Source organism: Candidatus Nitrospira neuquenensis (assembly GCF_979578155.1).
The window spans coordinates 46,632-66,379 of sequence record NZ_CEFZDU010000035.1 but is presented as its reverse complement, the minus strand read 5'-3'; the positions used below and the strand labels follow the sequence as shown (position 1 = coordinate 66,379).

Annotated in this window: 24 protein-coding genes; 13 read left to right on the top strand and 11 right to left on the bottom strand. The window is 70.9% G+C overall.

Annotation, left to right across the window (positions count from 1 at the left end; translation table 11 throughout):
- Window positions 1-4: 4 nt before the first annotated feature.
- From AC1U7O_RS13600 to AC1U7O_RS13575, 6 genes are all read left to right on the top strand, one after another.
- Complete coding sequence (locus AC1U7O_RS13600; RefSeq protein WP_479895345.1) at window positions 5-841, top strand: methyltransferase domain-containing protein; 837 nt, start codon at window positions 5-7, stop codon at window positions 839-841.
- Entirely contained in the window at window positions 838-1,623 is a 786-nt protein-coding gene (locus AC1U7O_RS13595; RefSeq protein WP_479895344.1) for a DUF1295 domain-containing protein, read from the top strand. The genes AC1U7O_RS13600 and AC1U7O_RS13595 overlap by 4 nt, the downstream gene beginning before the upstream one ends.
- A gap of 110 nt (window positions 1,624-1,733) precedes the next feature.
- Window positions 1,734-1,997 carry a hypothetical protein gene (locus tag AC1U7O_RS13590; RefSeq protein ID WP_479895343.1) on the top strand — a complete coding sequence of 88 codons (264 nt, stop codon included), beginning with the start codon at window positions 1,734-1,736 and terminating at the stop codon, window positions 1,995-1,997.
- Window positions 1,998-2,531: 534 nt separating this feature from the next.
- Window positions 2,532-4,223, top strand: a complete 1,692-nt coding sequence (locus AC1U7O_RS13585) for a tetratricopeptide repeat protein (RefSeq protein WP_479895342.1) — start codon at window positions 2,532-2,534, stop codon at window positions 4,221-4,223.
- Window positions 4,224-4,426: 203 nt separating this feature from the next.
- Complete coding sequence (locus AC1U7O_RS13580) at window positions 4,427-4,657, top strand: ribbon-helix-helix domain-containing protein (protein WP_479895340.1); 231 nt, start codon at window positions 4,427-4,429, stop codon at window positions 4,655-4,657.
- Window positions 4,657-4,968 (top strand): type II toxin-antitoxin system PemK/MazF family toxin, encoded by a 312-nt coding sequence (locus tag AC1U7O_RS13575; RefSeq protein ID WP_479895339.1) that lies wholly within the window; start codon window positions 4,657-4,659, stop codon window positions 4,966-4,968. The genes AC1U7O_RS13580 and AC1U7O_RS13575 overlap by 1 nt, the downstream gene beginning before the upstream one ends.
- A 416-nt stretch (window positions 4,969-5,384) precedes the next feature.
- Here the strand turns inward: AC1U7O_RS13575 and AC1U7O_RS13570 are convergent, their stop codons facing one another.
- The 5 genes from AC1U7O_RS13570 to AC1U7O_RS13550 all read right to left on the bottom strand — a co-directional run bounded on the left by AC1U7O_RS13570 (window position 5,385) and on the right by AC1U7O_RS13550 (window position 8,740).
- A complete protein-coding gene (locus AC1U7O_RS13570) occupies window positions 5,385-5,876 on the bottom strand; it encodes a type II toxin-antitoxin system PemK/MazF family toxin (protein WP_479895478.1) in 492 nt (163 codons plus the stop codon).
- A gap of 248 nt (window positions 5,877-6,124) precedes the next feature.
- Window positions 6,125-7,111 carry a threonine ammonia-lyase gene (locus AC1U7O_RS13565; protein ID WP_479895337.1) on the bottom strand — a complete coding sequence of 329 codons (987 nt, stop codon included), beginning with the start codon at window positions 7,109-7,111 and terminating at the stop codon, window positions 6,125-6,127.
- A 38-nt stretch (window positions 7,112-7,149) separates the two neighbouring features.
- Window positions 7,150-7,674, bottom strand: coding sequence for a hypothetical protein (locus AC1U7O_RS13560; RefSeq protein ID WP_479895335.1), 525 nt, complete (start codon window positions 7,672-7,674; stop codon window positions 7,150-7,152).
- A 5-nt stretch (window positions 7,675-7,679) separates the two neighbouring features.
- Window positions 7,680-8,171 carry a hypothetical protein gene (locus AC1U7O_RS13555; protein WP_479895334.1) on the bottom strand — a complete coding sequence of 164 codons (492 nt, stop codon included), beginning with the start codon at window positions 8,169-8,171 and terminating at the stop codon, window positions 7,680-7,682.
- Between the two features lie 44 nt (window positions 8,172-8,215).
- Window positions 8,216-8,740, bottom strand: coding sequence for a hypothetical protein (locus AC1U7O_RS13550; protein WP_479895332.1), 525 nt, complete (start codon window positions 8,738-8,740; stop codon window positions 8,216-8,218).
- A gap of 199 nt (window positions 8,741-8,939) precedes the next feature.
- On the opposite strand from AC1U7O_RS13550, the gene AC1U7O_RS13545 reads away from it, so the two are divergent.
- The 3 genes from AC1U7O_RS13545 (at window position 8,940) to AC1U7O_RS13535 (ending at window position 11,967) form a co-directional block, all read left to right on the top strand.
- Window positions 8,940-9,656: an alpha/beta hydrolase gene (locus AC1U7O_RS13545; RefSeq protein ID WP_479895330.1), complete on the top strand. Its 717-nt coding sequence runs from the start codon at window positions 8,940-8,942 to the stop codon at window positions 9,654-9,656.
- 113 nt (window positions 9,657-9,769) lie between these two features.
- Window positions 9,770-10,870: a pyridoxal phosphate-dependent aminotransferase gene (locus AC1U7O_RS13540; RefSeq protein ID WP_479895329.1), complete on the top strand. Its 1,101-nt coding sequence runs from the start codon at window positions 9,770-9,772 to the stop codon at window positions 10,868-10,870.
- On the top strand, window positions 10,867-11,967 hold the full coding sequence (locus tag AC1U7O_RS13535; protein WP_479895328.1) for a DUF2252 family protein: 1,101 nt from the start codon (window positions 10,867-10,869) through the stop codon (window positions 11,965-11,967). The genes AC1U7O_RS13540 and AC1U7O_RS13535 overlap by 4 nt, the downstream gene beginning before the upstream one ends.
- Before the next feature lies 1 nt (window position 11,968).
- On the opposite strand, the gene AC1U7O_RS13530 is transcribed toward AC1U7O_RS13535, so the two are convergent.
- A complete protein-coding gene (locus AC1U7O_RS13530; protein WP_479895327.1) occupies window positions 11,969-12,991 on the bottom strand; it encodes an AAA family ATPase in 1,023 nt (340 codons plus the stop codon).
- A gap of 124 nt (window positions 12,992-13,115) precedes the next feature.
- Here AC1U7O_RS13530 and AC1U7O_RS13525 point away from each other — a divergent pair, with 124 nt between their 5' ends.
- Complete coding sequence (locus AC1U7O_RS13525) at window positions 13,116-14,474, top strand: APC family permease (protein WP_479895326.1); 1,359 nt, start codon at window positions 13,116-13,118, stop codon at window positions 14,472-14,474.
- 9 nt (window positions 14,475-14,483) lie between these two features.
- Here AC1U7O_RS13525 and AC1U7O_RS13520 read toward each other — a convergent pair whose 3' ends face one another.
- Window positions 14,484-14,654: a hypothetical protein gene (locus AC1U7O_RS13520; protein ID WP_479895325.1), complete on the bottom strand. Its 171-nt coding sequence runs from the start codon at window positions 14,652-14,654 to the stop codon at window positions 14,484-14,486.
- 203 nt (window positions 14,655-14,857) lie between these two features.
- Between AC1U7O_RS13520 and AC1U7O_RS13515 the strand changes: the two genes are divergently transcribed.
- The gene (locus AC1U7O_RS13515) at window positions 14,858-15,031 is read left to right on the top strand and encodes a hypothetical protein (RefSeq protein ID WP_479895324.1); all 174 of its coding nucleotides are present in this window, start codon (window positions 14,858-14,860) and stop codon (window positions 15,029-15,031) included.
- Between the two features lie 58 nt (window positions 15,032-15,089).
- On the top strand, window positions 15,090-15,431 hold the full coding sequence (locus AC1U7O_RS13510; protein ID WP_479895323.1) for a hypothetical protein: 342 nt from the start codon (window positions 15,090-15,092) through the stop codon (window positions 15,429-15,431).
- A 149-nt stretch (window positions 15,432-15,580) separates the two neighbouring features.
- Here the strand turns inward: AC1U7O_RS13510 and AC1U7O_RS13505 are convergent, their stop codons facing one another.
- From AC1U7O_RS13505 to leuC, 4 genes are all read right to left on the bottom strand, one after another.
- Window positions 15,581-15,904, bottom strand: a complete 324-nt coding sequence (locus AC1U7O_RS13505) for a hypothetical protein (protein ID WP_479895322.1) — start codon at window positions 15,902-15,904, stop codon at window positions 15,581-15,583.
- A complete protein-coding gene (locus tag AC1U7O_RS13500) occupies window positions 15,901-16,692 on the bottom strand; it encodes a 3'(2'),5'-bisphosphate nucleotidase CysQ (RefSeq protein ID WP_479895321.1) in 792 nt (263 codons plus the stop codon). Before AC1U7O_RS13500 ends, AC1U7O_RS13505 begins: the two co-directional genes overlap by 4 nt.
- Window positions 16,693-16,753: 61 nt before the next feature.
- Window positions 16,754-17,371, bottom strand: a complete 618-nt coding sequence (gene leuD, locus AC1U7O_RS13495) for a 3-isopropylmalate dehydratase small subunit (protein WP_479895477.1) — start codon at window positions 17,369-17,371, stop codon at window positions 16,754-16,756.
- A 5-nt stretch (window positions 17,372-17,376) separates the two neighbouring features.
- Window positions 17,377-18,780 carry a 3-isopropylmalate dehydratase large subunit gene (gene leuC / locus AC1U7O_RS13490; RefSeq protein ID WP_479895320.1) on the bottom strand — a complete coding sequence of 468 codons (1,404 nt, stop codon included), beginning with the start codon at window positions 18,778-18,780 and terminating at the stop codon, window positions 17,377-17,379.
- A gap of 233 nt (window positions 18,781-19,013) precedes the next feature.
- Here leuC and AC1U7O_RS13485 point away from each other — a divergent pair, with 233 nt between their 5' ends.
- The gene (locus AC1U7O_RS13485) at window positions 19,014-19,739 is read left to right on the top strand and encodes a dioxygenase family protein (protein WP_479895319.1); all 726 of its coding nucleotides are present in this window, start codon (window positions 19,014-19,016) and stop codon (window positions 19,737-19,739) included.
- The last annotated feature ends 9 nt before the right edge of the window (window positions 19,740-19,748 follow it).

Genomic DNA, 19,748 nt, shown 5'->3' with positions numbered 1-19,748 from the left:
TCCCGTGAGCGCCCCGCCCCCCAGGCGCCCCGCCCGGCCGGCTCCCGACGGCTACCGCCTCGCGCGCGGCGCCGGCGAGGCCCTGCGGCTGCGGCTCCTGCACAACGCCTACGCGGCCGGCTCGGAGGCCCTCCTGAAACGGGCCGGGCTGCGGCCCGGGATGCGCGTCGTCGAGCTCGGCTGCGGCACCGGCAACATGACCTGCTGGCTCGCGGAGCGTGTCGGCTCCACCGGCCTCGTCGTCGGCCTCGACAACAGCCGGGCGCAGCTCGCGCTGGCCCGGCGCCAGGCCGAAGCCCGGCACCTCGTGAACGCGACCTTCGGCCTGGCGGACATCCACGGGCCCGGCCTGCCGCGGGGCCGGTTCGACCTCGCGTACGCCCGTCTGCTCCTCATGCACCTGACCGATCCGATCGCGGCCCTGCGCGCGATGAAGGCCCTCGTGCGGCCGGGCGGCGTCGTCGTCTGCGAGGAGATGGATCTGAGCCGCTGGCTCTGCGATCCCCCCTCCGCCCTCGTCGCCCGCTCGCACGAGCTGAAGGTCGCGCTGAGCGACCGCTACGGCCAGCACTGGCGGCTCGGCACGTCCCTGCACCGCGTCTTTCGGCGGGCCGGGTTCCGGGAGCTGCACGTGAGCGCGCACCAGCCCCTGGTGCTGCGCGGCGAGGAGAAGCGCCTGACCGCCCTGTCCTTCGCGCAGCTCGCGCCGCACTTCGTCAAGGAAGGCCTGGCCTCGCGCCGGGCAGTGGCCGAGATCGCCGCCGAGATGGAGCGGCTGGCGGCCGACGAGACGACCCTCTTCGGCCTGCCCTTCATGGGCCAGGTCTGGGCCGTGCGATGAGCCCCCTGGGCCTCGTCCTCTGGGCCTGGATCGGATCGAGTCTCCTGATGGCCGTCCTGTGGCTGGTCCAGCGCCGGACGAGCAACGCGGGCTGGGCGGACCTCGGCTGGTGTCTCGGGCTGATCGGCACGCTGACGTTCTACGCGCTGGGCTCCGAGGGCGAGCCGGCGCGGCGCCTGCTGCTCGCGGCCCTGATCGCCGGCTACGCCGTCCCGCTCGGGGTCTATCTCTTCCGCGAGCGGCTGTACCGGCGGACCGAGGACGGCCGGTATCAGTCCTTCCGGATCGCCCTGGGCGACCGGGCCCCACTGGTGAGCTTCCTCTATTTCCAGGCACAGGCGGCCGGCGTCGTCCTGTTCTCCCTGCCGCTGCTCGTCCTCATGCGGAACCCCCGCCCCACCTTCAGCCTCTGGGAGCTGGCCGGCGTCCTCGTCTGGGCCGTCGCGGTCGCCGGCGAGACGGCCGCCAACGGGCAGCTCGCCCGATTCCGCGCCGATCCGGCCAACTGCGGCCGGACCTGCCGGGAGGGGCTCTGGCGCTATTCCCGCCACCCCAACTACTTCTTCGAGTGGCTGCACTGGTGCGGCTATGTCGTGATGGGCCTCGGCGTCCCCGGAGGGCTGCTCACGCTCCTGAACCCCGCCATCATGCTCGTCTTCCTGCTGAAGATCTCCGGCATCCCGCTGGCCGAGGCCCAGGCGCTGGCGACCCGCGGCGAGGATTACCGGCGATACCAGCGCACGACCAGCGCCTTCATCCCCTGGCCCCCCCACTCGCCGTAGGGGGGCCGGCGCCGGACAACGAAGCTCGCGCGGCTTTGCGTCATCCCGCAATCCACGCGAGGCTGACATTCCGACAACATCCGAACAGGCTCGATGCAGGAGGGCGACCGATGCCGACCGTCAAGGTGTGGGGAAGAGGGCACCTCACCATCCCCGCTTCTCTCAGGAGGGACCCGAAGCGTGAGGAGGACGCCGCGCTGACGATCGTGAAGGCAAGCGACGTCCTGCTCCTCACGCCACGCAGGCTGATCGGCGACGCCGTGGCGAAGAAGGCAGTGAAGGCCATGAAGCAGGCGGGCCTGAAGCTCGACAGCCTGCTGGCGGACCTCAAAAAGCAGCGGGAGCGCTACAATCGGGAGCGGCATGGAGGTTAACTCGGACACGAGCGCGCTGATCCGCCGGCCTCGTGTCCTCCACCGGCGCCGCGCGCGAGGTCCTGCGATTGGCGGAAGCGCGCGCCATTCAGGTCATCGTGTCGCCTCAGGTCCCGCCCGAGGCCGAGCGGAATCTCGCGGCCAAGCTTCCCTCCCTCATTGACGACTATCACCACCTCCTCCGACAACTCATCCCGTCGTCGTCGAAGATCCCTCGCTCGACGCCGTCGAGGAGGCCGCCCGGGTCATCCAGCGGAACGATGCGCCCATCCTGGCGGCCGCCAAACAGGCGAGCGTGGACTACCTCGTGACCTGGAACACGCGCGACTTCCACGCCGAGCGGACGAGGACCTGGGCCCCCTTTCCCGTCGCCACACCGGGCGAATTCCTTCGCGCCTTCCGCGAGGCTCTGGAGAGGGAAGGGTAGCCGGACGAAGCTCGCACCGGTCTACCGTCCCGGCGACCCACGTCGGCTTGACATCGTAGGGGCGTGCCGCTAGGCTTCCTCCCCTGGGAAAGTTCCCGGAGGGACCGATGAACCGGGCGGACCGGCGGCGTCAGCAGAAGCGCAAGGACCACGCCGGACGCCGGGCCCCTCCGCCGCAGGTGCGCGCCCTCCTGGAGTCCGCCGTCGCCCTGCACCGCGCCGGCCGCTTCGACCAGGCGCAGGCCCTCTACGCCCAGGCCCTCTCCCTCGACCCGGACAACGCCGACGCCCTGCACCTCTTCGGCCTCCTGGCCTACCAGACCGGCAGGCTCGACGAGGCCGTCGAGCTGATCACGCTGGCCACCAGGCAGGACCCCGCCCACGCGACCTATGCCTTCAACCTCGGCATCGTGCGGCAGAAGCAGGGCAAGCTGGAGGCGGCGGCGGACGCCTACCGGCGCGCGACCCAGCTCCAGGCCGGCTATCCGGAAGCCCACTGCAACCTCGGCAACGTGCGGCTGGAGCAGGGCCGGCCGACCGAGGCCGTGGCCGCCTACGATCGCGCCCTCGCGCTCAAGCCCGATTACGCGGAGGCCCACAACAACCGGGGGGCGGCGCTCAAGGAACTGGGACGGCTGGACGAGGCGGTGGCGGCCTATCGCCGGGCCCTCGCGCTCAAGCCGGACCACGTCGAGGCCCACGCCAATCTCGGCACGGCGCTGATCGAGCTGGGCCGCCCGGACGAGGCCGTGGCCTCTTTCGAGCGGGCGCTCGCGCTCAAGCCCGACTACGTGAAGGCCCATTACAACCTGGCCTTCGCGTACATCGCGCAGGGGCGTCCCGACCCGGCCGTGGCGAGCCTGCGCCGCTCGGCCGACCTCAAGCACAACCACGGCCGGCCCGTGCCCCCGCAGCCGCTCACCCGCGCGCGGCTGAAGCACGAGGCGGAGCAGATCCGGTACCTCCAGGAGCGGGGGATCCTCCCGGCCGAGCATGGGCCCTACGCGGCGACGCTGGCGCGGCTCTTCCAGCGGGTGAAGGATGCCGCCCCCGGCCATCGCCTGACGGTCGGCCCGGAGGATTGGCACGCCATCGCGCCCTCCTTCAACCGCATCCTCCACTACGCCGAGTGCCCGGCCCTCGCGGACGGCGCGGTGAACCCCGCGCTCGACGCGGCCGGGATCGAAGCCCGCTACCACGCCACCGGCCCCGGCGCGACGTCCATCGACGGGCTGCTGACCGACGAGGCCCTCCGCTCGCTCCGGCGCTTCTGCCTGGAGTCCACGATCTGGAAGCGCGACTACGAGAACGGCTATGTCGGCGCCTTCTTCGGCGACGGCTTCGCCTGCCCGCTCCTCTTGCAGATCGCCGAGGAGCTGCGCCTGAAATTCCCGGGCATCTTCAAGGGGCATCCGCTGCTGCAGGCCTGGGCCTTCAAATGCGACAGCGAGATGAAGGCCCTCAACCTGCACGCCGACGCGGCGGCGGTCAACGTGAACTTCTGGATCACGCCCGACGAGGCGAACCTGGACCCGGAGCACGGCGGGCTGATCGTCTGGGACAAGGAAGCGCCGCGGGCGTGGAACTTCACGGACTACAACAGCAGCGCCAACGAGCCGAAGGTCCGGGCCTTCCTCCGCGACAGCGGGGCGAAGGCGATCACCGTTCCCTACCGCCAGAACCGCGCCATCGTCTTCAACTCCGACCTCTTCCACGAATCGGACGTGATCCGCTTCAAGGACGAGTACGAGAGCCGCCGGATCAACGTCACCCTCCTGTACGGCCGCCGAGGGGCCTAGCCGCGCCCTCAGCCCGCTTTGCGCCCGATCCAGTCCACGGCGCATGATTCCCTCGCGCGTTTCGGCGCCATCACGCAGAAGAGGGTTGTCCTGGACGGAAGGCGGTCGGGGCCCACTGCTCCCCGGTCGGAACGCTTGCCTTTGCATGGTCATGTCTATAAGAATGGTGGAGCTTATAGCTATCGATCCACCGGGGGGACTTCATGAGAACCGTGCAGATGACCCTCGACGATGAGTTGGTCAGCTCGATTGACAAAGCCGTGAAACGGCTCAGGACAACTCGATCGGCCTTCACCAGGGAGGCCTTGCGTGCAGCGCTGATGCGACTGCGCATGCAGGAGCTTGAGCGAAAACAGTGCGAAGGCTATCGCAAGAAACCGGTCAAGCGAGGAGAGTTCGACGTGTGGGAACACGAACAGGTCTGGGGCGACTGATGCAGCACGGCGAAGTCCGGTGGTACAGGTTTGCCAGGCCGGACAGGAGAAGGCCGGTCGTGATCTTAACCAGGGACTCGGCGCTCGCATTCCTTGGGGAGGTGACCGTGGCGCCGGTGACCACCACGATCCGGGATATTCCTTCTGAGGTGCCACTCACCGAAGCAGACGGGATGCCCCGGCCCTGCGCCATCAACCTGGACCACGTTCAAACCGTATCCAAGGGGAAGATCGGGGCGCTCATCGCAACCTTGACTACCGACCGGATGGCCGAGGTGCGGCATGCGCTCCATTTCGCGCTCGGACTGTAACGGCAGTCAAGGGGCATCGTCCTGGCCGGTATCCTGCTCCCCTTGAAACCGCGACCACCTCTAGGCCATGGCCCCAGAGGGGCCCCCGGAGGTGGATATGGAGGTCGAGGACTAGCGCGAGCGGTTTCTGCTCGGAGCCGAGAACGCGCGGCGCAGCCGGGCCACGGAGGCGGAACGGGCGGTGGAAGCCGCGTGCCTCGCCCGCTTCGGGACTTTGCGCCCAGCGGGGCCAACCCCGCAGGGCCGTAGCGACAACGGGCTCATCTTCCAGAGCCGCCGGTTCCGGGCGGCCTGTCGCGACTATCGCTTGAGCCAGGAGTTCATCACGCCCTACACGCCGGAGCAGAACGGGATCATCGAGCGGGTCGTTCGCAGTCGCACAGAAGAGAGTGTCCGGCAGCATCCGTGTCCGAGCTTCACCGCGGCGCGACGCGCCGTCGTCGACCGGATTGGCTGGTAGAACGACGGCCGGCCGCACCGGACACTCGACTTCGCAGGGCGGCGGACCGGGCCGTCGTCGCGAATCGCGGAGGCGAGGGCATCGTGCCATGGCGAACCGCGGCGGTCCGCGCGGCGGAACCCAGCATGTTGTGCAGGGCACCTACGGTGACGTCTACGAATGCCCTATTGCTCGGGGCGGGTGATCCCGAGCCAGGCCAGCCGCTTGCCTCCACCTGGTTCAATTGATCATCTGTAAGCTGGCCTAACCGATGCAAGACCTTCGGGGCTGGCACGGTGACGAGGCCCTGGGCGTCGAATGCACCGGGCTTCAGAAAACGCATCGAGAGTGCACACTCGAATCGGGATCCTCGAACGGCGGTGGTGTGCGGTACGAGAGTTATGAGGGCACGGTCAGTATCGGTTGGTTGGACGCTCAGCACGAGGCAAGGGCGAACTTTCGCGGCCATGCCGAGGTCCTCCAACCCAAATCTCGCCTCTTCGTGGGGCACCCACCGCGATTCTTCTTGGCGCTCGTAGTCGAGAAAGAGTTCGTCGGCAGCGGATGTGAGATCCTGATCGCTGACCATGGGGTAGTCGGCTTGCGCGGTGATTCTGAGAAGTGTGGCGAGGACCTCCCGCTTGTCCGATTCCGGAAGGTGCTCGAAGGTGTCGAGAATATACCTGGCTGCGTTTGTCACAGCCCAATGACCCAAGGTTATTGGTGCCTTGGCAAGGAGTTAGCGTCTTCAGCCTGAGCGAGCAGCGTGCAGAACGACTCCGGGTCCACGTTCCCGCCGGTGACGATCACGCCGACCTTCTTCCCGACCAGCTCGGGCTCGCGCCGCAGCAGGGGTGCGAGGGCCACGGCGGCGGAGGGCTCCACGACGAGCTTCAGTCGCTCGAAGGCGAACCGCATGGCGGGCACGATCTCGTCTTCTTCCACGACGAAGAAGCCGGCCAGGTGCCGCCGAAGGATCGGGAGCGTGATGTCGCCCAGGCTCGTCCGCAGGCCCTCGGCCATCGTGCGCGGCGCCGTCATGGGGACGACCCGGTTTTCGCGGACGGAATGGAGGGCGTCGAGCGCGCCGGCCGGCTCGCAGGCGTAGACACGCAGCGCGGGGCTGAGCCCGTGCGCGACGACGCAGGTGCCCGCGAGCAGCCCGCCGCCGCCGACCGGCGCCAGCACCGCGTCCAGGTCGGGCACGGCCGTGATCAGCTCCAGCATCGCCGTCCCCTGGCCGGCGATCACGCGCGGATCGTTGAAGGGATGGATGAAGACGCCGCCGAGCCGGTCGAGGAGGGCCGGCAGGTCACGCGAGGCCTGCTCGTGGTCGGGCGCCTCGTGGATGGTCGCCCCGTAGCCCTCGACCGCGCGCCGCTTCAACGGGTTCGCCACGCCCGTCATGACGACGTGGGCCCGGCGTCCCAGGAGCCGGCAGGCCAGCGCCACGCCCTGCGCATGGTTGCCGGAGGAGATGGTGACGACCGGCCGGTCGCGACGGTCGACGGGCAGGGCGACGATCGCGTGGTAGGCGCCGCGGAACTTGAAGGCGCCGACGCGCTGGAAGTTCTCGCACTTGAGGAAGACGGCGGCGCCGGCCGCTTCGTCGAGCTGCCGGCCAGTGAGCACCGGCGTCTCGCGGGCGATGCCGCGGAGCCGGTCGGCGGCGGCCCGGACGTCCTGGAGCGTGACCGAGTCCATGGTGCCCGCGCCGCCGGCCCCCTCCGCTCACCGCGGTGTCAGCATTTCGGCCCGATCGTGTTCGTGTAGCGGATGGCGAGGCCCTTGAGCGTCCGGACGGGCTGGTCGTAGGGCACGGCCACGCTCCCGTAGCCCATCCCGAAGCCGTAGGGATCGTACATCCAGCCGCCCATGCCCATCCCCATGGCCGGATAGACCCCGCCGTAGCCCACCATCGGCGAGGAGTAGGCGACCTCGTGCCGGATTTCCTTTTCGGGCCGGGCGAACAGCACGGCGTCCGCGCCCAGCTCGGCCGCCTTCTTGAGAATCATGCTCTGCATGCTGTCGTAGCTGTCCGTGCTCTCGTCCACGATCAGCTCGGCGAGCTGGATGTGCGGGCACTTCGGCACCTGGTCGAGGACCTCCACCTCGGAGGGGGAGGCCTTGGGCGGAAAGGTCTCGTTCGTCATCCGGATCATGTCCACGCTCGTGCAGGCGGCCAGCGCCGCCCCCGCGAGTGCGGCCGCCGCGGCCCGGCCGGCGAGGCTCCCGCTCCATCTTCCGCGCTGGTCCCTGCGCGCCATGGCGGTCACCGCAGGTGCTGCTCGATCAATTGCGCCTCGGCCTGGAGCCGCTTGTGCTCGAGGTCGTGCCGTTGCTTGCGGAAGTTCTCCAGGGCGGCCTCGAACTCCTTCTCGCCCTGCACCCACTCATCGTGGATCCGGGCCTTCTGTTCGGGATGCTCCTTCACGCGCTGGAGCTGCCGCTGGGCGAAACGCAGGTGATCGCGCTGCAGCATCCACTGCTGGCGGTGCAGGTCCCAGCCGGCGAGGTCGAGCGCGCGGATCTCCCGGAAGATCGGGTCCTCGTGCTCCGGCTGCGCCTTCATGGCGGCCAGCCGCTTGTCGAGGCCGTTCAGGCTGGTCTCGAGCTGATTGAGGTGGGCGTTCAGCATGTCCAGCATGGGGTCGGCGGGATGGGCCGGCTTCGCCGGTGCGGGCGACGACTCCGACAGGCTCGCGCATCCGTGGGCGGTCAGGAACACCAGGGCCCCGATCACGGGCAACCAACGTTCGCGCATGGGCTCTCCTTTCCCCGTCGGCCCGGCGCCGCGGGTGACTGCGGTTACGATCCGCCGGCCGCGCCCGGGAGATACCGGATGGCGAGGCCCGACTTGTAGTTCACGTAATCGACGCGATCGGCCCCCTGCACGGTGGTCCAGGGGTCGAAGAAGTAGGGGATGCCGCTGCCCGCCCCGCCGAAGATCGTGTTGTTCTGGTCCGCGTCGTTGGTGGATTCGTAGCTCTGGCTGATGTTCTGTCCCTCGAGCACGTCCATCCGGCCCATCACCACGGCGTCGGCGCCGAGGCGGCGGGCCGAGTCCAGGATCGTGGCGTCCAGGTCGTCCTCGTCGCCGTACTCGCTGGTCGCGATGACGCGGGCCAGCTTGAGGTGGGGCCTGGCGGGCTCGGCGTCCAGCGCCTCGACCTTGTACCCCCGGGGCTGCTCGGGATACCGGTGGGACGACAACGGCTCGACACGCACGTGCACGCCGCAGCCCGCCAGCAGGCAGGCCGCCACGGCCCACAGCCACCAGGACGACCGCGCGGCGGGCGGGCCGCCGTTTCCACCGCGTTGAGGCTCGGTCATGCGGCTCCAGGGATCAACGGTGAACCGGAGGCGGGGCGGGGAGCATGCGGGCTCGATCCGGCCTGGCTCACGCGGGGGGTTATAGTACGGCGGCCCCCGCCGGTCAAGCGCAAAATCCGCCGCGGGCCCGCCGCCCTGGACTTCGCGCCGGCCGCTCCGGTACGATCCCGCGCGGGACGGCCCCACGTCATCCGGAACGATGCGACAGGATCAACTCGGCGGGTTGCAGGTCAGGCTGACCGGCGGAAGCGACGGCAGGGGCGGCGGCGACGGCCCGCTCGTCGTCCTCCTGCACGGGTTCGGCGCGCCCGGGGACGACCTGGTGCCGCTCGGCCCGATGCTGGACGTGCCCGCCGGCACGCGGTTCCTTTTCCCGCAGGGCCCGCTCGCCCTCTCGCTGGGGCTCGGCGACTCGCGCGCCTGGTGGATGATCGACATGGAGCGGCTCAACCGCGACATCGCGGCCGGCCGCGCGCGCGACTTCTCGCGCGAGGTGCCCAAGGGCTTGGCCCCGGCGCGCGAGCGCCTGGAGGCGCTGCTCCACGAGGTCGACCGCCGCCTGCACGTCCCGCCGGGGAAGCTGGTGCTCGGCGGCTTTTCCCAGGGCGCCATGCTCGCCTGCGACCTGGCCCTGCGCAGCGACCGGGCGCTGGCCGGCCTGGTCCTGCTCTCCGGCGCGCTGATCGCGCAGGACGAGTGGTTGCCGCTCATGCCGAAGCGGCGCGGGCTGCGCGTCTTCCAGAGCCACGGCGGCGCGGACCCGATCCTGCCCGCCTTCCTCGCCGAGCGGCTGCGGGACCACCTCCTGCAAGCCGGCCTCTCCGTGGACTGGGTGCCCTTCCGCGGCGCCCACGAGATTCCGCCGGTCGTCCTCTCGCGCCTCGGCGGCTTCCTGCGCGGGACGCTGGAAAGCTGACCGGAGCCGGCCGGATCGCCGGTGGACAGCCTGCATCCGGTTCGGTATCCTGCACACCCATGCGCGACTGGAGCCGAAGAACCGCAGGGCTGGAGCAGTCCGAGATCCGGGCCATGACCATCGCGTGCGACCGGGTCGAGGGCATCAACATGGCCCAGGGCGTCTGCGACACCGGCGTGCCCGAGGCCGTGCGGCGGGGGGCGCAGCGCGCGATGGACCGCGGCCTGAACACCTACTCCCGCTTCGACGGCCTCGCCGAGTTGCGCGAGGCCATCGCCGAGAAGGCGGCGGCCTACAATGGCCTCCGCGTGGACCCCGAGACGGAGATCACGGTCAGCGCGGGCGCGACTGGAGCCTTCCACTGCGCCTGCCTCGCCCTCTTGAACCCCGGCGACGAGGTCGTCCTCTTCGAGCCCTACTACGGGTACCACGTCAGCGCGCTCCACGCAGTCGAGGCGGTGCCCCGCCTCGTGCCGACCCGTCCGCCCGGCTGGACCTTCTCGCCGGCCGACCTTGACCGCGCGATCACGCCCCGCACGGCGGCCATCGTCGTCAACAGCCCCGGCAACCCCTCCGGCAAGGTGTTCGGCCGGGAGGAGCTGGAGGCGATCGCCGAGGTCGTACGCCGCCGCGACCTGCTCCTCTTCACGGATGAGATCTACGAGTACTTCCTCTACGACGGCCGGACCCACGTGAGTCCCGCGTCGCTCCCCGGCATGGCCGAGCGCACGATCACGATCTCGGGCTACTCCAAGACCTTCGCGATCACGGGCTGGCGGATCGGCTACAGCCTCGCGCCGGCGCGCTTCGCCCGGGCCATCGGCGCGATGAACGACCTGCTCTACGTCTGCGCCCCCACGCCGCTCCAGGCGGGGGTGGCGGCCGGCATCCGGGAATTGGGCCCGGACTTCTACCGCGCGCTGTCGGCGGACTACCAGCGGAAGCGGGACCGGTTTTGCCTGGCGCTCCAACGGGCCGGCCTCCCGCCGCTGGTGCCGCAGGGCGCCTACTACGCGCTCGCCGACGTCTCGCGGTTGCCCGGCGTCACCGGCCGGGAGCGGGCCCTGCACCTCCTGACGGAGACGGGCGTCGCCGGCGTGCCCGGGGAGGCCTTCTACGCCGGCCCCGAGGGCGCGCGCCTCCTCCGCTTCTGCTTCGCGAAGACCGACGCGGACCTGGAGGAGGCCGCCCGGCGCATCGAGAAACTCGGATGAGCCCACACGACGCCCCATCCATCACCTTCGGCGAGACCACCCGGCGCTACGAAGCCTGGCTGGCCAAGCAGACGCCGCTCCTGCCCGCCGACGTGACCCTCAAGCACCAGCGGATGAAGGAGGACCTCTTCGGGTTCTTCCGCGCCACGTTCTACCGCTGGATCCAGGTCTGGCCGGAGCTCGGCGCCGCGCTCGCGGCCGCGCCGGCCGTCCTGGCGGTCGGCGACCTGCACGTCGAGAATTTCGGGACCTGGCGGGACGCGGAGGGACGGCTGAACTGGGGCATCAACGACTTCGACGAAGCCTACCCGCTCCCCTACACGCAGGACCTCGTGCGGCTGGCGGCCAGCGCCAGGCTGGCGATCAAGGCGGATCATCTGCAGACCCAGCCCAAGGAGGCGTGCGACGCCGTCCTGGAGGGCTACACGGAGGCCCTCGCCCACCAGGGCCGGCCCTACGTGCTGGCGGAGAAGCACGCCTGGCTCGGCGCCATCGCCAACAGCAGCCTGCGGGACCCGGTCCGCTTCTGGCAAAAACTGGAGGGCTTCCCCGTCATCGTGGGCCAGGCGCCGCCGGAGGTCGCCAAGGCCGTCGAGCAGCTCATGCCGGAGCCGGGGCTGAGCTACAAGTTCCGGCACCGCGTGTCGGGGCTCGGCAGCCTGGGCCGCCCGCGGTACCTGGCCGTGGCCGACTGGCACGGCGGGAAGATCGCGCGGGAGGCCAAGACGCTCACGCCGTCCGCCTGCGTCTGGGCGCAGAACGGAACGGGCTCGACGAAGATCTTCTACCAGAACGTCCTGGACCGCGCGGTGCGCTGCCGCGACCCCTTCGTCCGGCTCTGCGGGCAGTGGATCGTCCGCCGGCTCTCGCCCCACTGCTGCCGCATCGAGCTGACCTCGCTGCCCAAGGAGCGGGACGAGCTGCGGATGTTCTACGCCATGGGCTGGGAGACGGCGAACATCCACCTCGGGAGCCCCGACGCGATCGAGGCCGTCCGCCGGGACCTGGCCAAGCGGCCCCCCGACTGGCTGCGCGCGGCCTCGAAGGCGATGGTGGAGCAGACGGTGCGGGATTGGGACGCCTGGCGGGCGGAGTGACCTACGCCTTGTCGACCGCGGGAGTGCTCCGCCCCGCCCGGAGCTGGAGGGCTCGCCGGGAGACGTAGCGCCGGAGCGCCTGCCGGATGTCCTCGGTCGTCACCTGGCCCACGCCCCGGAGCGCGCAGACCTTGCGGATGGACAGGCACACCCGCTCCGCGTCGGCGAAGGAGCCGGCGCCGAGCGCGTGCGCGATCGCCACCACCTGCTCCTCCCCGTGGAGCAACGGCTGGAGCTGGTGGCGGATGAAGGCCCGCTGCTGCTCCACCGTCGGGCGCTCGAACCGGATCACCTCGTCGAAGCGCGTCCAGAGCGCCTGATCCAGCCCCTCCTCGAAATCCGTGGCCGCGATCAGCAGGGCCTGTTCGTGGAAGTCGTCGAGCAGCTTCACGCAGGCGTTGACCACGCGCTTGTGGTCGCCGAGCTCGGTCGGATCGTCGCGCGATCGGCCCAACGCGTCGAACTCCTCGAACAGCACGACCCACCGTCCCCGCGCCGCATAGGCGAAGACCTTCCGCAAGTTGTTGACGGTCCGGCCCAGGCTCGTCGCGAGCAGGGCGTCGAGCCGGACGGTGACGAGCGGCGTCCCCAGGGCGTTGGCCAGCGCCTCCGCGGCGGCCGTCTTGCCACAGCCCGACGGCCCGCAGAACAGGACGCGGTGCAGGGGGGACAGGCCGGCCCGCGCGAGCACGTCGCCCCCGCGGAATTCCGCCACGAGCCGGTCGAGCGCGCTCCGGGTCTCCTCGCGCAAGATCAGGTCGTCGAGGGACCGCTGCGGCCTCGACAGGTCGAGGAGGGCACCCTTCGTCTGGGGGTCCAGCGGGGGCGGCGGCAGGTCGGCCGGCGGCGCAGGGGGCGGCTGGACCGCGACGTCCCGGAGAATCCCTTCGAGTTCGCGGGCCAGGGTTTCGTCCCCCTGGTTCCGCACCTCCTGGATCAAGCCCCTGGCCGCGGCGAGGACGGCCGACTCGTCGCGGCGCCGCACGCCCAGGAAGAGTTGCTTGAGAAGCTCGGACGCCGACATGGGCTTGCCCCCCGCGCGCGGTCCGTGCCCATCTTAAACCACTGCGCTCCCCCTGTTAAGCCCTAATTTCCTCCTACCGCTCGGCATTTGACGCGACGGCCGCCCCCGTTGTTCACTCGGGACGATGAGGAGCCAGCCGACACCGGCGAGCGGGGAGATCGTGCCGCAGATCGGCGGCTTCACCGCCGCCTGCGTCCTGGTCAGCAACGTCGTCGGGAGCGGCATCTTCAGCACGACGGGCTTCCTGGCCCGGGACCTCGGCGATCCCGCGCTCATCCTGTCGTTGTGGCTGGTCGGCGGCCTCTTGGCCCTGGCCGGCGCGATGTCCTACGGCGAGCTGGGCGCGGCGCTCCCCCAGGCCGGCGGCGACTACGTCTATCTCCGCGAGGCCTACGGGCCGCTGGTCGGCTTCCTGAGCGGCTGGGCCTCCTTCACCGTGGGGTTCGGCGCCGCGATGGCGGCCGCCGCCGCGAGCTTCTCCTCCTATGTCCTGCAGCTCGTCCCCCTGGCGCCGGAGTCCGGTCCCGCCGCCAAGGCGGTCGCGATGGCCCTGGTCTGGGGGTTGACCGCCGTCCACGTCGCGGGCGTCGGGCCCGGCGGCTTCGTCCAGCGCCTGCTCACCTCGTCGAAGGTGGCGGCGGTGCTCCTGCTGATCGTGGGCGGGCTGGCCTACGGGGAGGGAAGCTGGGACCACCTGGCGGCGGCAGGGCCCTCGGCGGGACCGGGCGCGCCGGTCGTGGGACTGATCTTCATCCTCTACGCCTACACCGGGTGGAACGTGGCCGGCTACATTGCGGGCGAGGTGGCGGAGCCCCGGCGCCTCCTCCCGCGCATCATGGTCGGGGGCACGCTCTTCGTCATGGCGCTGTACCTCGCCCTCAACCTGCTCTATTTCTACGCCCTGCCGGTGTCCGGCCTCGCCGCACCGCCGCTGCTGCCGGTCGCGGAGAAGGCCGCCTCGGCTCTCCTGGGCCGGCCCGGCGCGCTGCTGGTCGGGGTGACGCTCTGTGTCTCGATCGCCGGGGCCGTGAGCGCGATGGTGTGGGCGGGACCGCGGGTCTACCTGGCGATGGCGCGGGACGGGCTGTTGCCGGCGGCCTTCTCGCGCACCGGCCGGACGACGGGGGTGCCGGGCCGGGCGATCGTCCTGCAGACGGCCTGGACGACGGTGCTGATCCTTTCGGGGACCTTCGAAGAGCTCGTGGTCTACAGCGGGGTGGTGCTGGCGGCGTTCGGCGCGTTGACCGTGGGCGCCCTGATCGTGCTCCGGCGGCGCCGGCCCTCGCTCCCCCGGCCCTACCGGGTGCCCCTCTATCCCTGGGTGCCCGGCCTCTTCATCGCCGCCTGCCTGGTGATCGTGGGCTACAGCCTGGTCGCGCGGCCCGGCGAGGCGGCGCTCGGCGCCGCGACGATCCTGGCGGGCCTGCCGCTCTATCTGGTCTGGGGCCGGCGGGGGAGAACCAGCCCGCCGGCGTCGGAATGAGGCCCCTTCTCAGAGCCGAGGCCGGCGCGGCGCGGCGCCGGCCGCCGCCAGCTCCCGATTCTTACGGATCAGATCGTCGAAGATCCAGCCGCAATTGACACACCGCCAGACGCAGGCGTCGTCGAGGGACTCGAAGAACCATTCGGCGACCATCAGGCCGCGGCAGCGTCGGCATTCCATGGTGGCCTCCATCCTCGGAGAGGAGTCGCGCGGGGCCGAAGGTCCGTTCCCGCCCGTCGGTCCCCGTTGCACGGGCTGACGGTAGCGCCCCGGGATGAAGGATGGGTTAAGGCAGGATTAAAAGTTCCTTACGCGCGGCGGGCTCAGGTCCGGTTCCGAATCGGCCGATACACCGGACAGAGGCGCGGGAGGGAGGAGCGGACGTGGAGATGCAGTTCCTGGTCAGACCGGCGCTGGACGCCTTCCTGGAGTGGCGGAGCGGCATCCTCATCACCCCGACGCGCACGATCCGGCTCACGGACTCGCACAAGCGGGAGGCCGCCTGGTTCTTCTCCGCTCCGGCCCTCTTTCCCGACCTGCCCATCCCGGAGGAGTAGCCGGGTCCTCGTGGCTTTCCTGCCCGGTTTTCCTGCCATAGGGCCGCCGGGGAGCCCGATGCCGTCCGTCACGGAAGACGAAGTCCGCCCGCTCATCCACGCCCGGGGCCGCCTTCAGGACGATCACGCCGGCCCGCCGGCGTTCCTCCCCATCATCGCGGAAGAGGGGTTCGAGCTCCGGTTCGGGGACAACCGCTGGCTGGGCGACGCGGGCCTGGAGGGACACCAGGAGTTGAAGCGGCGGTTCTTCGACGAGACCCACATCTACCAGTGGATCGACGTGCGGACGTCGGAGGAGCAGGCGGAGGCCACGTCGGTGATGCAGTGGGGGGAAGCGTCCGCGAGCCGCCGGCGCCGCGCAGCACACGGATCAAGACGGTCCTGCACCATTCCTGGCTGATCAAGCGGTCGCCGCGGACCGGCAAGCCGGTGATCGTCCGCCGCGTCGTGGACTCGTTCAAGGACGTGCCGGGGTTCGAGCCGGGCCCCCTCTCCGAGCCCGCCCCCCACCTCGCGCCGCCGAAGTGACGACCGCACGCCCTCCGGCCATCAGTCGCAGTCCTGCTGCTTCCAGTCGGTGAGGACCCGCCGCTCGTCGAAGGTGAGCAGGTATTCCGAGCAGTCCGGGTTCTTCCCGGCCACCTTTCCCTCCACGATCTCGGTGTAGAACTTCCCGGCGAACGAGTGATAGAGCCACTCGCTGCCGCCGTCCTCCAGGGTGCGGGTCAGCGTCGGCGTGCCGAGCCGCTCCCGGACGTCGGCCTGGGTGGCCGTGTTGACGTTGGCCTTCAGGTAGTCCGCCGGCCAGGGCGAGCAGGCCGCCTCGCAGAGCAGCAGCCCGGCCGTCATCATCACGAGCGCTCGTCTGCTCACGCGCCCCTCCCTCCCCGGCCCACGCGGGCCAGCAACGCCTCGACGAGCGGCCACCGGCCCGGTCCCGCCGCCAGGACTCCGCGGAGCCCCGGGTCCGGCCGATTGAACCGGAGCGGCTCGCCCCCGCCGCCCGCGGCGACGCCGCCCGCCTCCTGGACGAGCAGGACGCCCGCCGCCACGTCCCATTCGCTCAGCCGCTCGAAGTTCACCGTCGCGTCCGCCCGCCCCGCCGCCACCAGCGCGAGCGTGTAGGCGATGGAGCCCATCGGCCGGCAGTCGGCGTGCGGCGCGTAGGCCGCGAACGTCCCCCGCTCCAGGGCCGGCGGGTTGACGAGCACGACGAGCCGCTCGCCCGCCGGCGGCGGGACCGGCACCCGCACGCCGTTCAGCCTCGTGCCCAGGCCCCGCGCCGCGCCGAACAGCTCGTCGGTCGCGGGGTTGAAGACCGCGCCCGCGACGACCGTGCCCTCCTGCACGAGGGCCGCCGACACCGCGAACTGGGACTCGCCCCGCATGAAGTACTTGGTGCCGTCGATCGGGTCCACGACCCACACGCGCTTCTTCTCCAGCCGGATCGGATCGTCCGCGGTCTCCTCCGACAGCCACCCGTCGTCCGGGAAGGCCGCGAGCAGCGCCTCGCGCAACATCCGGTCCACCGCCAGGTCGGCCGTTGTCACGGGTGAGCGGTCCGGCTTGATGAAGGTCTCGAAGCCGTCGCGGCGCAGTTCCATCGCACGCAGGCCGGCGCGCCGGACCGCCTCGCAGAGTAGGGTCAGTTCTCGTTCCATGCGTCCGTGGGAAGGAGGCGCCCGCTTTCGGGCGGTGATGGGCGGCGGGCCGGCCGCCGGCTCACCGGTCGGTGAAGAGCCACGGCGCCTCGGCCTTGCGCCGCGCCTCGTAGGCGGCGATGACCGGCTCGTGCTGCAGGCTGAGCCCGACCGCGTCGAGCCCCTTGAGGAGGCAGTCCTTGCGGAAGGGGTCCACGTCGAAGCGATAGACGGCGCCCTCCGGCGTCGCGACGGTCTGGGCCGCCAGGTCCACCGTCAGCCGGTAGCCCTCCCGCGCGGCCACGGCCTGGAACAGGGCCTGGACCTCGTCGGCCTTCAGCACGACGGGCAGGATGCCGTTCTGGAAGCAATTGTTATAGAAGATGTCCGCGAAGCTCGGCGCGATGACGCAGCGGAAGCCCTGGTCGAGCAGGGCCCAGGGGGCGTGCTCGCGCGAGGAGCCGCAACCGAAGTTGTCCCGCGCCAGCAGGATCGTCGCGTCGCGGTAGCGCGGCTGGTTCATGAAGAAGTCGGGGTCGGGCGTCCCGTCCCGCCTGCGCCGCCAGTCCAGGAACAGGCCTTCCTTCAAGCCCGTGCGCTGCAGGGTTTTGAGGAACTGCTTGGGGATGATCTGGTCGGTGTCCACGTTGACCCGATCCAGCGGCGCGACGAGTCCGGTCAATGTCGTAAAGGGTTGCATGCCGCTCACGCCCACGTCCTGATGTCCACGAAACGGCCCTCGACCGCGGCGGCGACGGCCATGGCCGGGGACACCAGGTGCGTCCGGCCGCCCTTGCCCTGCCGCCCCTCAAAGTTCCGGTTGCTCGTCGAGGCGCACCGCTCGCCCGGCTGGAGCACGTCCGCGTTCATCGCGAGGCACATGCTGCAGCCGGCCTCCCGCCACTCGAAGCCGGCGTCCTTGAACACCCGGTCGAGCCCCTCCGCCTCGGCCTGCAGCTTGACGAGCCCGGAGCCCGGCACGACCATCGCGTGCACACCCTTGGCCACCTTTCTGCCCTTCAGGTACCGCGCGGCGAGCCGCAGGTCCTCGATGCGGGAGTTGGTGCAGGAGCCGAGGAAGACCCGGTCGATCCGGATCTCCGTGATCGGCGTCCCGGGCTTGAGCCCCATGTACTCCAGCGCCTGCTCGGTCGCCCGCCGCGTCTTCTCGTCCGGCATCTCGCACGGGTCCGGCACCCGGCCGCCCACGCCGGTCACCATGCCGGGGCTCGTCCCCCAGGTGACCTGCGGCTCGATCGCGGCCGCGTCCAGCGTCACGACCGCGTCGTACGCGGCGTCGGGATCGGTGCCGAGCGTCTTCCAGGCGGCGACCGCGCGCGCGAACAGCTCGCCCTTGGGCGCGAGGGGCCGTCCCTCCAGGTAGGCGAACGTCCGCTCGTCCGGCGCCACCATCCCCGCGCGCGCTCCGCCCTCGATGGACATGTTGCAGAGCGTCATCCGCCCTTCCATCGTCAGCGCGCGGATCGCCGCGCCGGTGTACTCGACCACGTAGCCCGTGCCACCGGCCGTGCCGATCGTGCCGATGATCGCGAGGATGATGTCCTTGGCCGTGCAATGGGGGCCGAGCGCGCCGTCCACGCGGATCTCCATCGTCTTCGGCCGCTTCTGGAGCAGGCACTGGGTCGCGAGCACGTGCTCCACTTCGCTCGTGCCGATCCCGAAGGCCAGGGCGCCGAACGCGCCGTGCGTCGAGGTGTGGGAGTCGCCGCAGACGATCGTCATGCCCGGCAGCGTGAAACCCTGCTCGGGGCCGATCACGTGGACGATGCCCTGGCGGACGTCGTTCATGCGGAAGATGGGGATGCCGAACTCGGCGCAGTTGTCCTCCAGCGCCCGGACCTGCCGCGCGCTGATCGGGTCGGCGATGCCGAGGCGGCGGTCCGTGGTCGGCACGTTGTGGTCGGGCACGGCCAGCGCGGCCAGGGGACGGCGGACGCGCCGCCCGGCGAGCCGCAGCCCCTCGAAGGCCTGGGGCGAGGTGACTTCATGGACCAGGTGCCGGTCGATGTACAGGAGCGTCGTGCCGTCCGGCTCCTCGCGGACCACGTGCGCCTCCCACACCTTGTCGAACATCGTCTTCGCCGCCATGCCGCCGCTCCGCGAATTGAAGGCGGCATTATACCAGGCCGGCCCGCGATTCTGCACCCGGCCGGCGGTGGGCCGTGGAGCCCCGGGCAGGCGGCCGGGACATGGGACCGCCCCGCGCCGTGGAGGCACCGAGTGTGGGCATGGCGCTCCCCCTCCTGTTCCTGGGCCCGGGGCCGACCCGCCGTGAGCCGAGCCTAGTGTATGATGGAGCCGCCAGCCGGACGGAGCGCAACGTGAACGAACGGCGTCTCGCCCAGGCCCGATCCGAACTGCCGAGGCTCGCGGCGGAATGGCGCGACGCCGCGCCGCGGTCCCGGCGGCAGCTCTTGATCTCGCTCGCCGGCATGGTCTGGGGCCTCGCCGTCCCGCGCGCCCTCGTGCAGCCCGCGCAGGACGCCTGTCTGCTGACGCCCGCGCAGACGGAGGGGCCCTTCTATCCGGTCCGCGACCAGGCGGACAAGGACAACGACCTGACGCAGGTCGCCGGGGCCTCCGGCCGCGCCGAGGGGCCGGTCATCGTCATCACGGGCCGGGTCCGCGACCTCGCCTGCCGCCCCGTCGCCGGCGCGCTCGTGGAAATCTGGCAGGCGAACGCGAAGGGCCGCTACCACCATCCCGACGACGCCCGCCGCGACGCCCCCCTCGACCCGAATTTCCAGTACTGGGGGCTGCACCGGACCGACGCGGAAGGCCGGTATCGGTTCATCACCGTCCTCCCCGCGCCCTACCCCGCCGGCTTCCTCTGGACGCGTCCGGCCCACGTTCACTTCAAGGTGCGCCGGGCCGGCGCACCGGTCCTCACGACGCAGATGTACTTCGCGGGGGATCCCTACCTCGCGCAGGACCGGATCTTCCAGGCCATCCCGCCGCCTCAGCGGCCGAGGGTCGTCGTGGCGCTGGAGCCGTCCCCGACGGAGCCCGCCCGCCGTCTTTGCCGCTTCGACATCACGGTGGGGTAGGATCGTGAC

Bases quoted from the DNA above. Each gene is read 5' to 3' on its own strand.
- AC1U7O_RS13595 (WP_479895344.1), top strand. From the start codon at position 838: ATGAGCCCCCTGGGCCTCGTCCTCTGGGCCTGGATCGGATCGAGTCTC.
- AC1U7O_RS13590 (WP_479895343.1), top strand. From the start codon at position 1,734: ATGCCGACCGTCAAGGTGTGGGGAAGAGGGCACCTCACCATCCCCGCT.
- AC1U7O_RS13585 (WP_479895342.1), top strand. From the start codon at position 2,532: ATGAACCGGGCGGACCGGCGGCGTCAGCAGAAGCGCAAGGACCACGCC.
- AC1U7O_RS13580 (WP_479895340.1), top strand. From the start codon at position 4,427: ATGAGAACCGTGCAGATGACCCTCGACGATGAGTTGGTCAGCTCGATT.
- AC1U7O_RS13575 (WP_479895339.1), top strand. From the start codon at position 4,657: ATGCAGCACGGCGAAGTCCGGTGGTACAGGTTTGCCAGGCCGGACAGG.
- AC1U7O_RS13570 (WP_479895478.1), bottom strand. From the start codon at position 5,876: ATGGCCGCGAAAGTTCGCCCTTGCCTCGTGCTGAGCGTCCAACCAACC.
- AC1U7O_RS13565 (WP_479895337.1), bottom strand. From the start codon at position 7,111: ATGGACTCGGTCACGCTCCAGGACGTCCGGGCCGCCGCCGACCGGCTC.
- AC1U7O_RS13560 (WP_479895335.1), bottom strand. From the start codon at position 7,674: ATGGCGCGCAGGGACCAGCGCGGAAGATGGAGCGGGAGCCTCGCCGGC.
- AC1U7O_RS13555 (WP_479895334.1), bottom strand. From the start codon at position 8,171: ATGCGCGAACGTTGGTTGCCCGTGATCGGGGCCCTGGTGTTCCTGACC.
- AC1U7O_RS13550 (WP_479895332.1), bottom strand. From the start codon at position 8,740: ATGACCGAGCCTCAACGCGGTGGAAACGGCGGCCCGCCCGCCGCGCGG.
- AC1U7O_RS13545 (WP_479895330.1), top strand. From the start codon at position 8,940: ATGCGACAGGATCAACTCGGCGGGTTGCAGGTCAGGCTGACCGGCGGA.
- AC1U7O_RS13540 (WP_479895329.1), top strand. From the start codon at position 9,770: ATGACCATCGCGTGCGACCGGGTCGAGGGCATCAACATGGCCCAGGGC.
- AC1U7O_RS13535 (WP_479895328.1), top strand. From the start codon at position 10,867: ATGAGCCCACACGACGCCCCATCCATCACCTTCGGCGAGACCACCCGG.
- AC1U7O_RS13530 (WP_479895327.1), bottom strand. From the start codon at position 12,991: ATGTCGGCGTCCGAGCTTCTCAAGCAACTCTTCCTGGGCGTGCGGCGC.
- AC1U7O_RS13525 (WP_479895326.1), top strand. From the start codon at position 13,116: ATGAGGAGCCAGCCGACACCGGCGAGCGGGGAGATCGTGCCGCAGATC.
- AC1U7O_RS13520 (WP_479895325.1), bottom strand. From the start codon at position 14,654: ATGGAATGCCGACGCTGCCGCGGCCTGATGGTCGCCGAATGGTTCTTC.
- AC1U7O_RS13510 (WP_479895323.1), top strand. From the start codon at position 15,090: ATGCCGTCCGTCACGGAAGACGAAGTCCGCCCGCTCATCCACGCCCGG.
- AC1U7O_RS13500 (WP_479895321.1), bottom strand. From the start codon at position 16,692: ATGGAACGAGAACTGACCCTACTCTGCGAGGCGGTCCGGCGCGCCGGC.
- leuD (WP_479895477.1), bottom strand. From the start codon at position 17,371: ATGCAACCCTTTACGACATTGACCGGACTCGTCGCGCCGCTGGATCGG.
- leuC (WP_479895320.1), bottom strand. From the start codon at position 18,780: ATGGCGGCGAAGACGATGTTCGACAAGGTGTGGGAGGCGCACGTGGTC.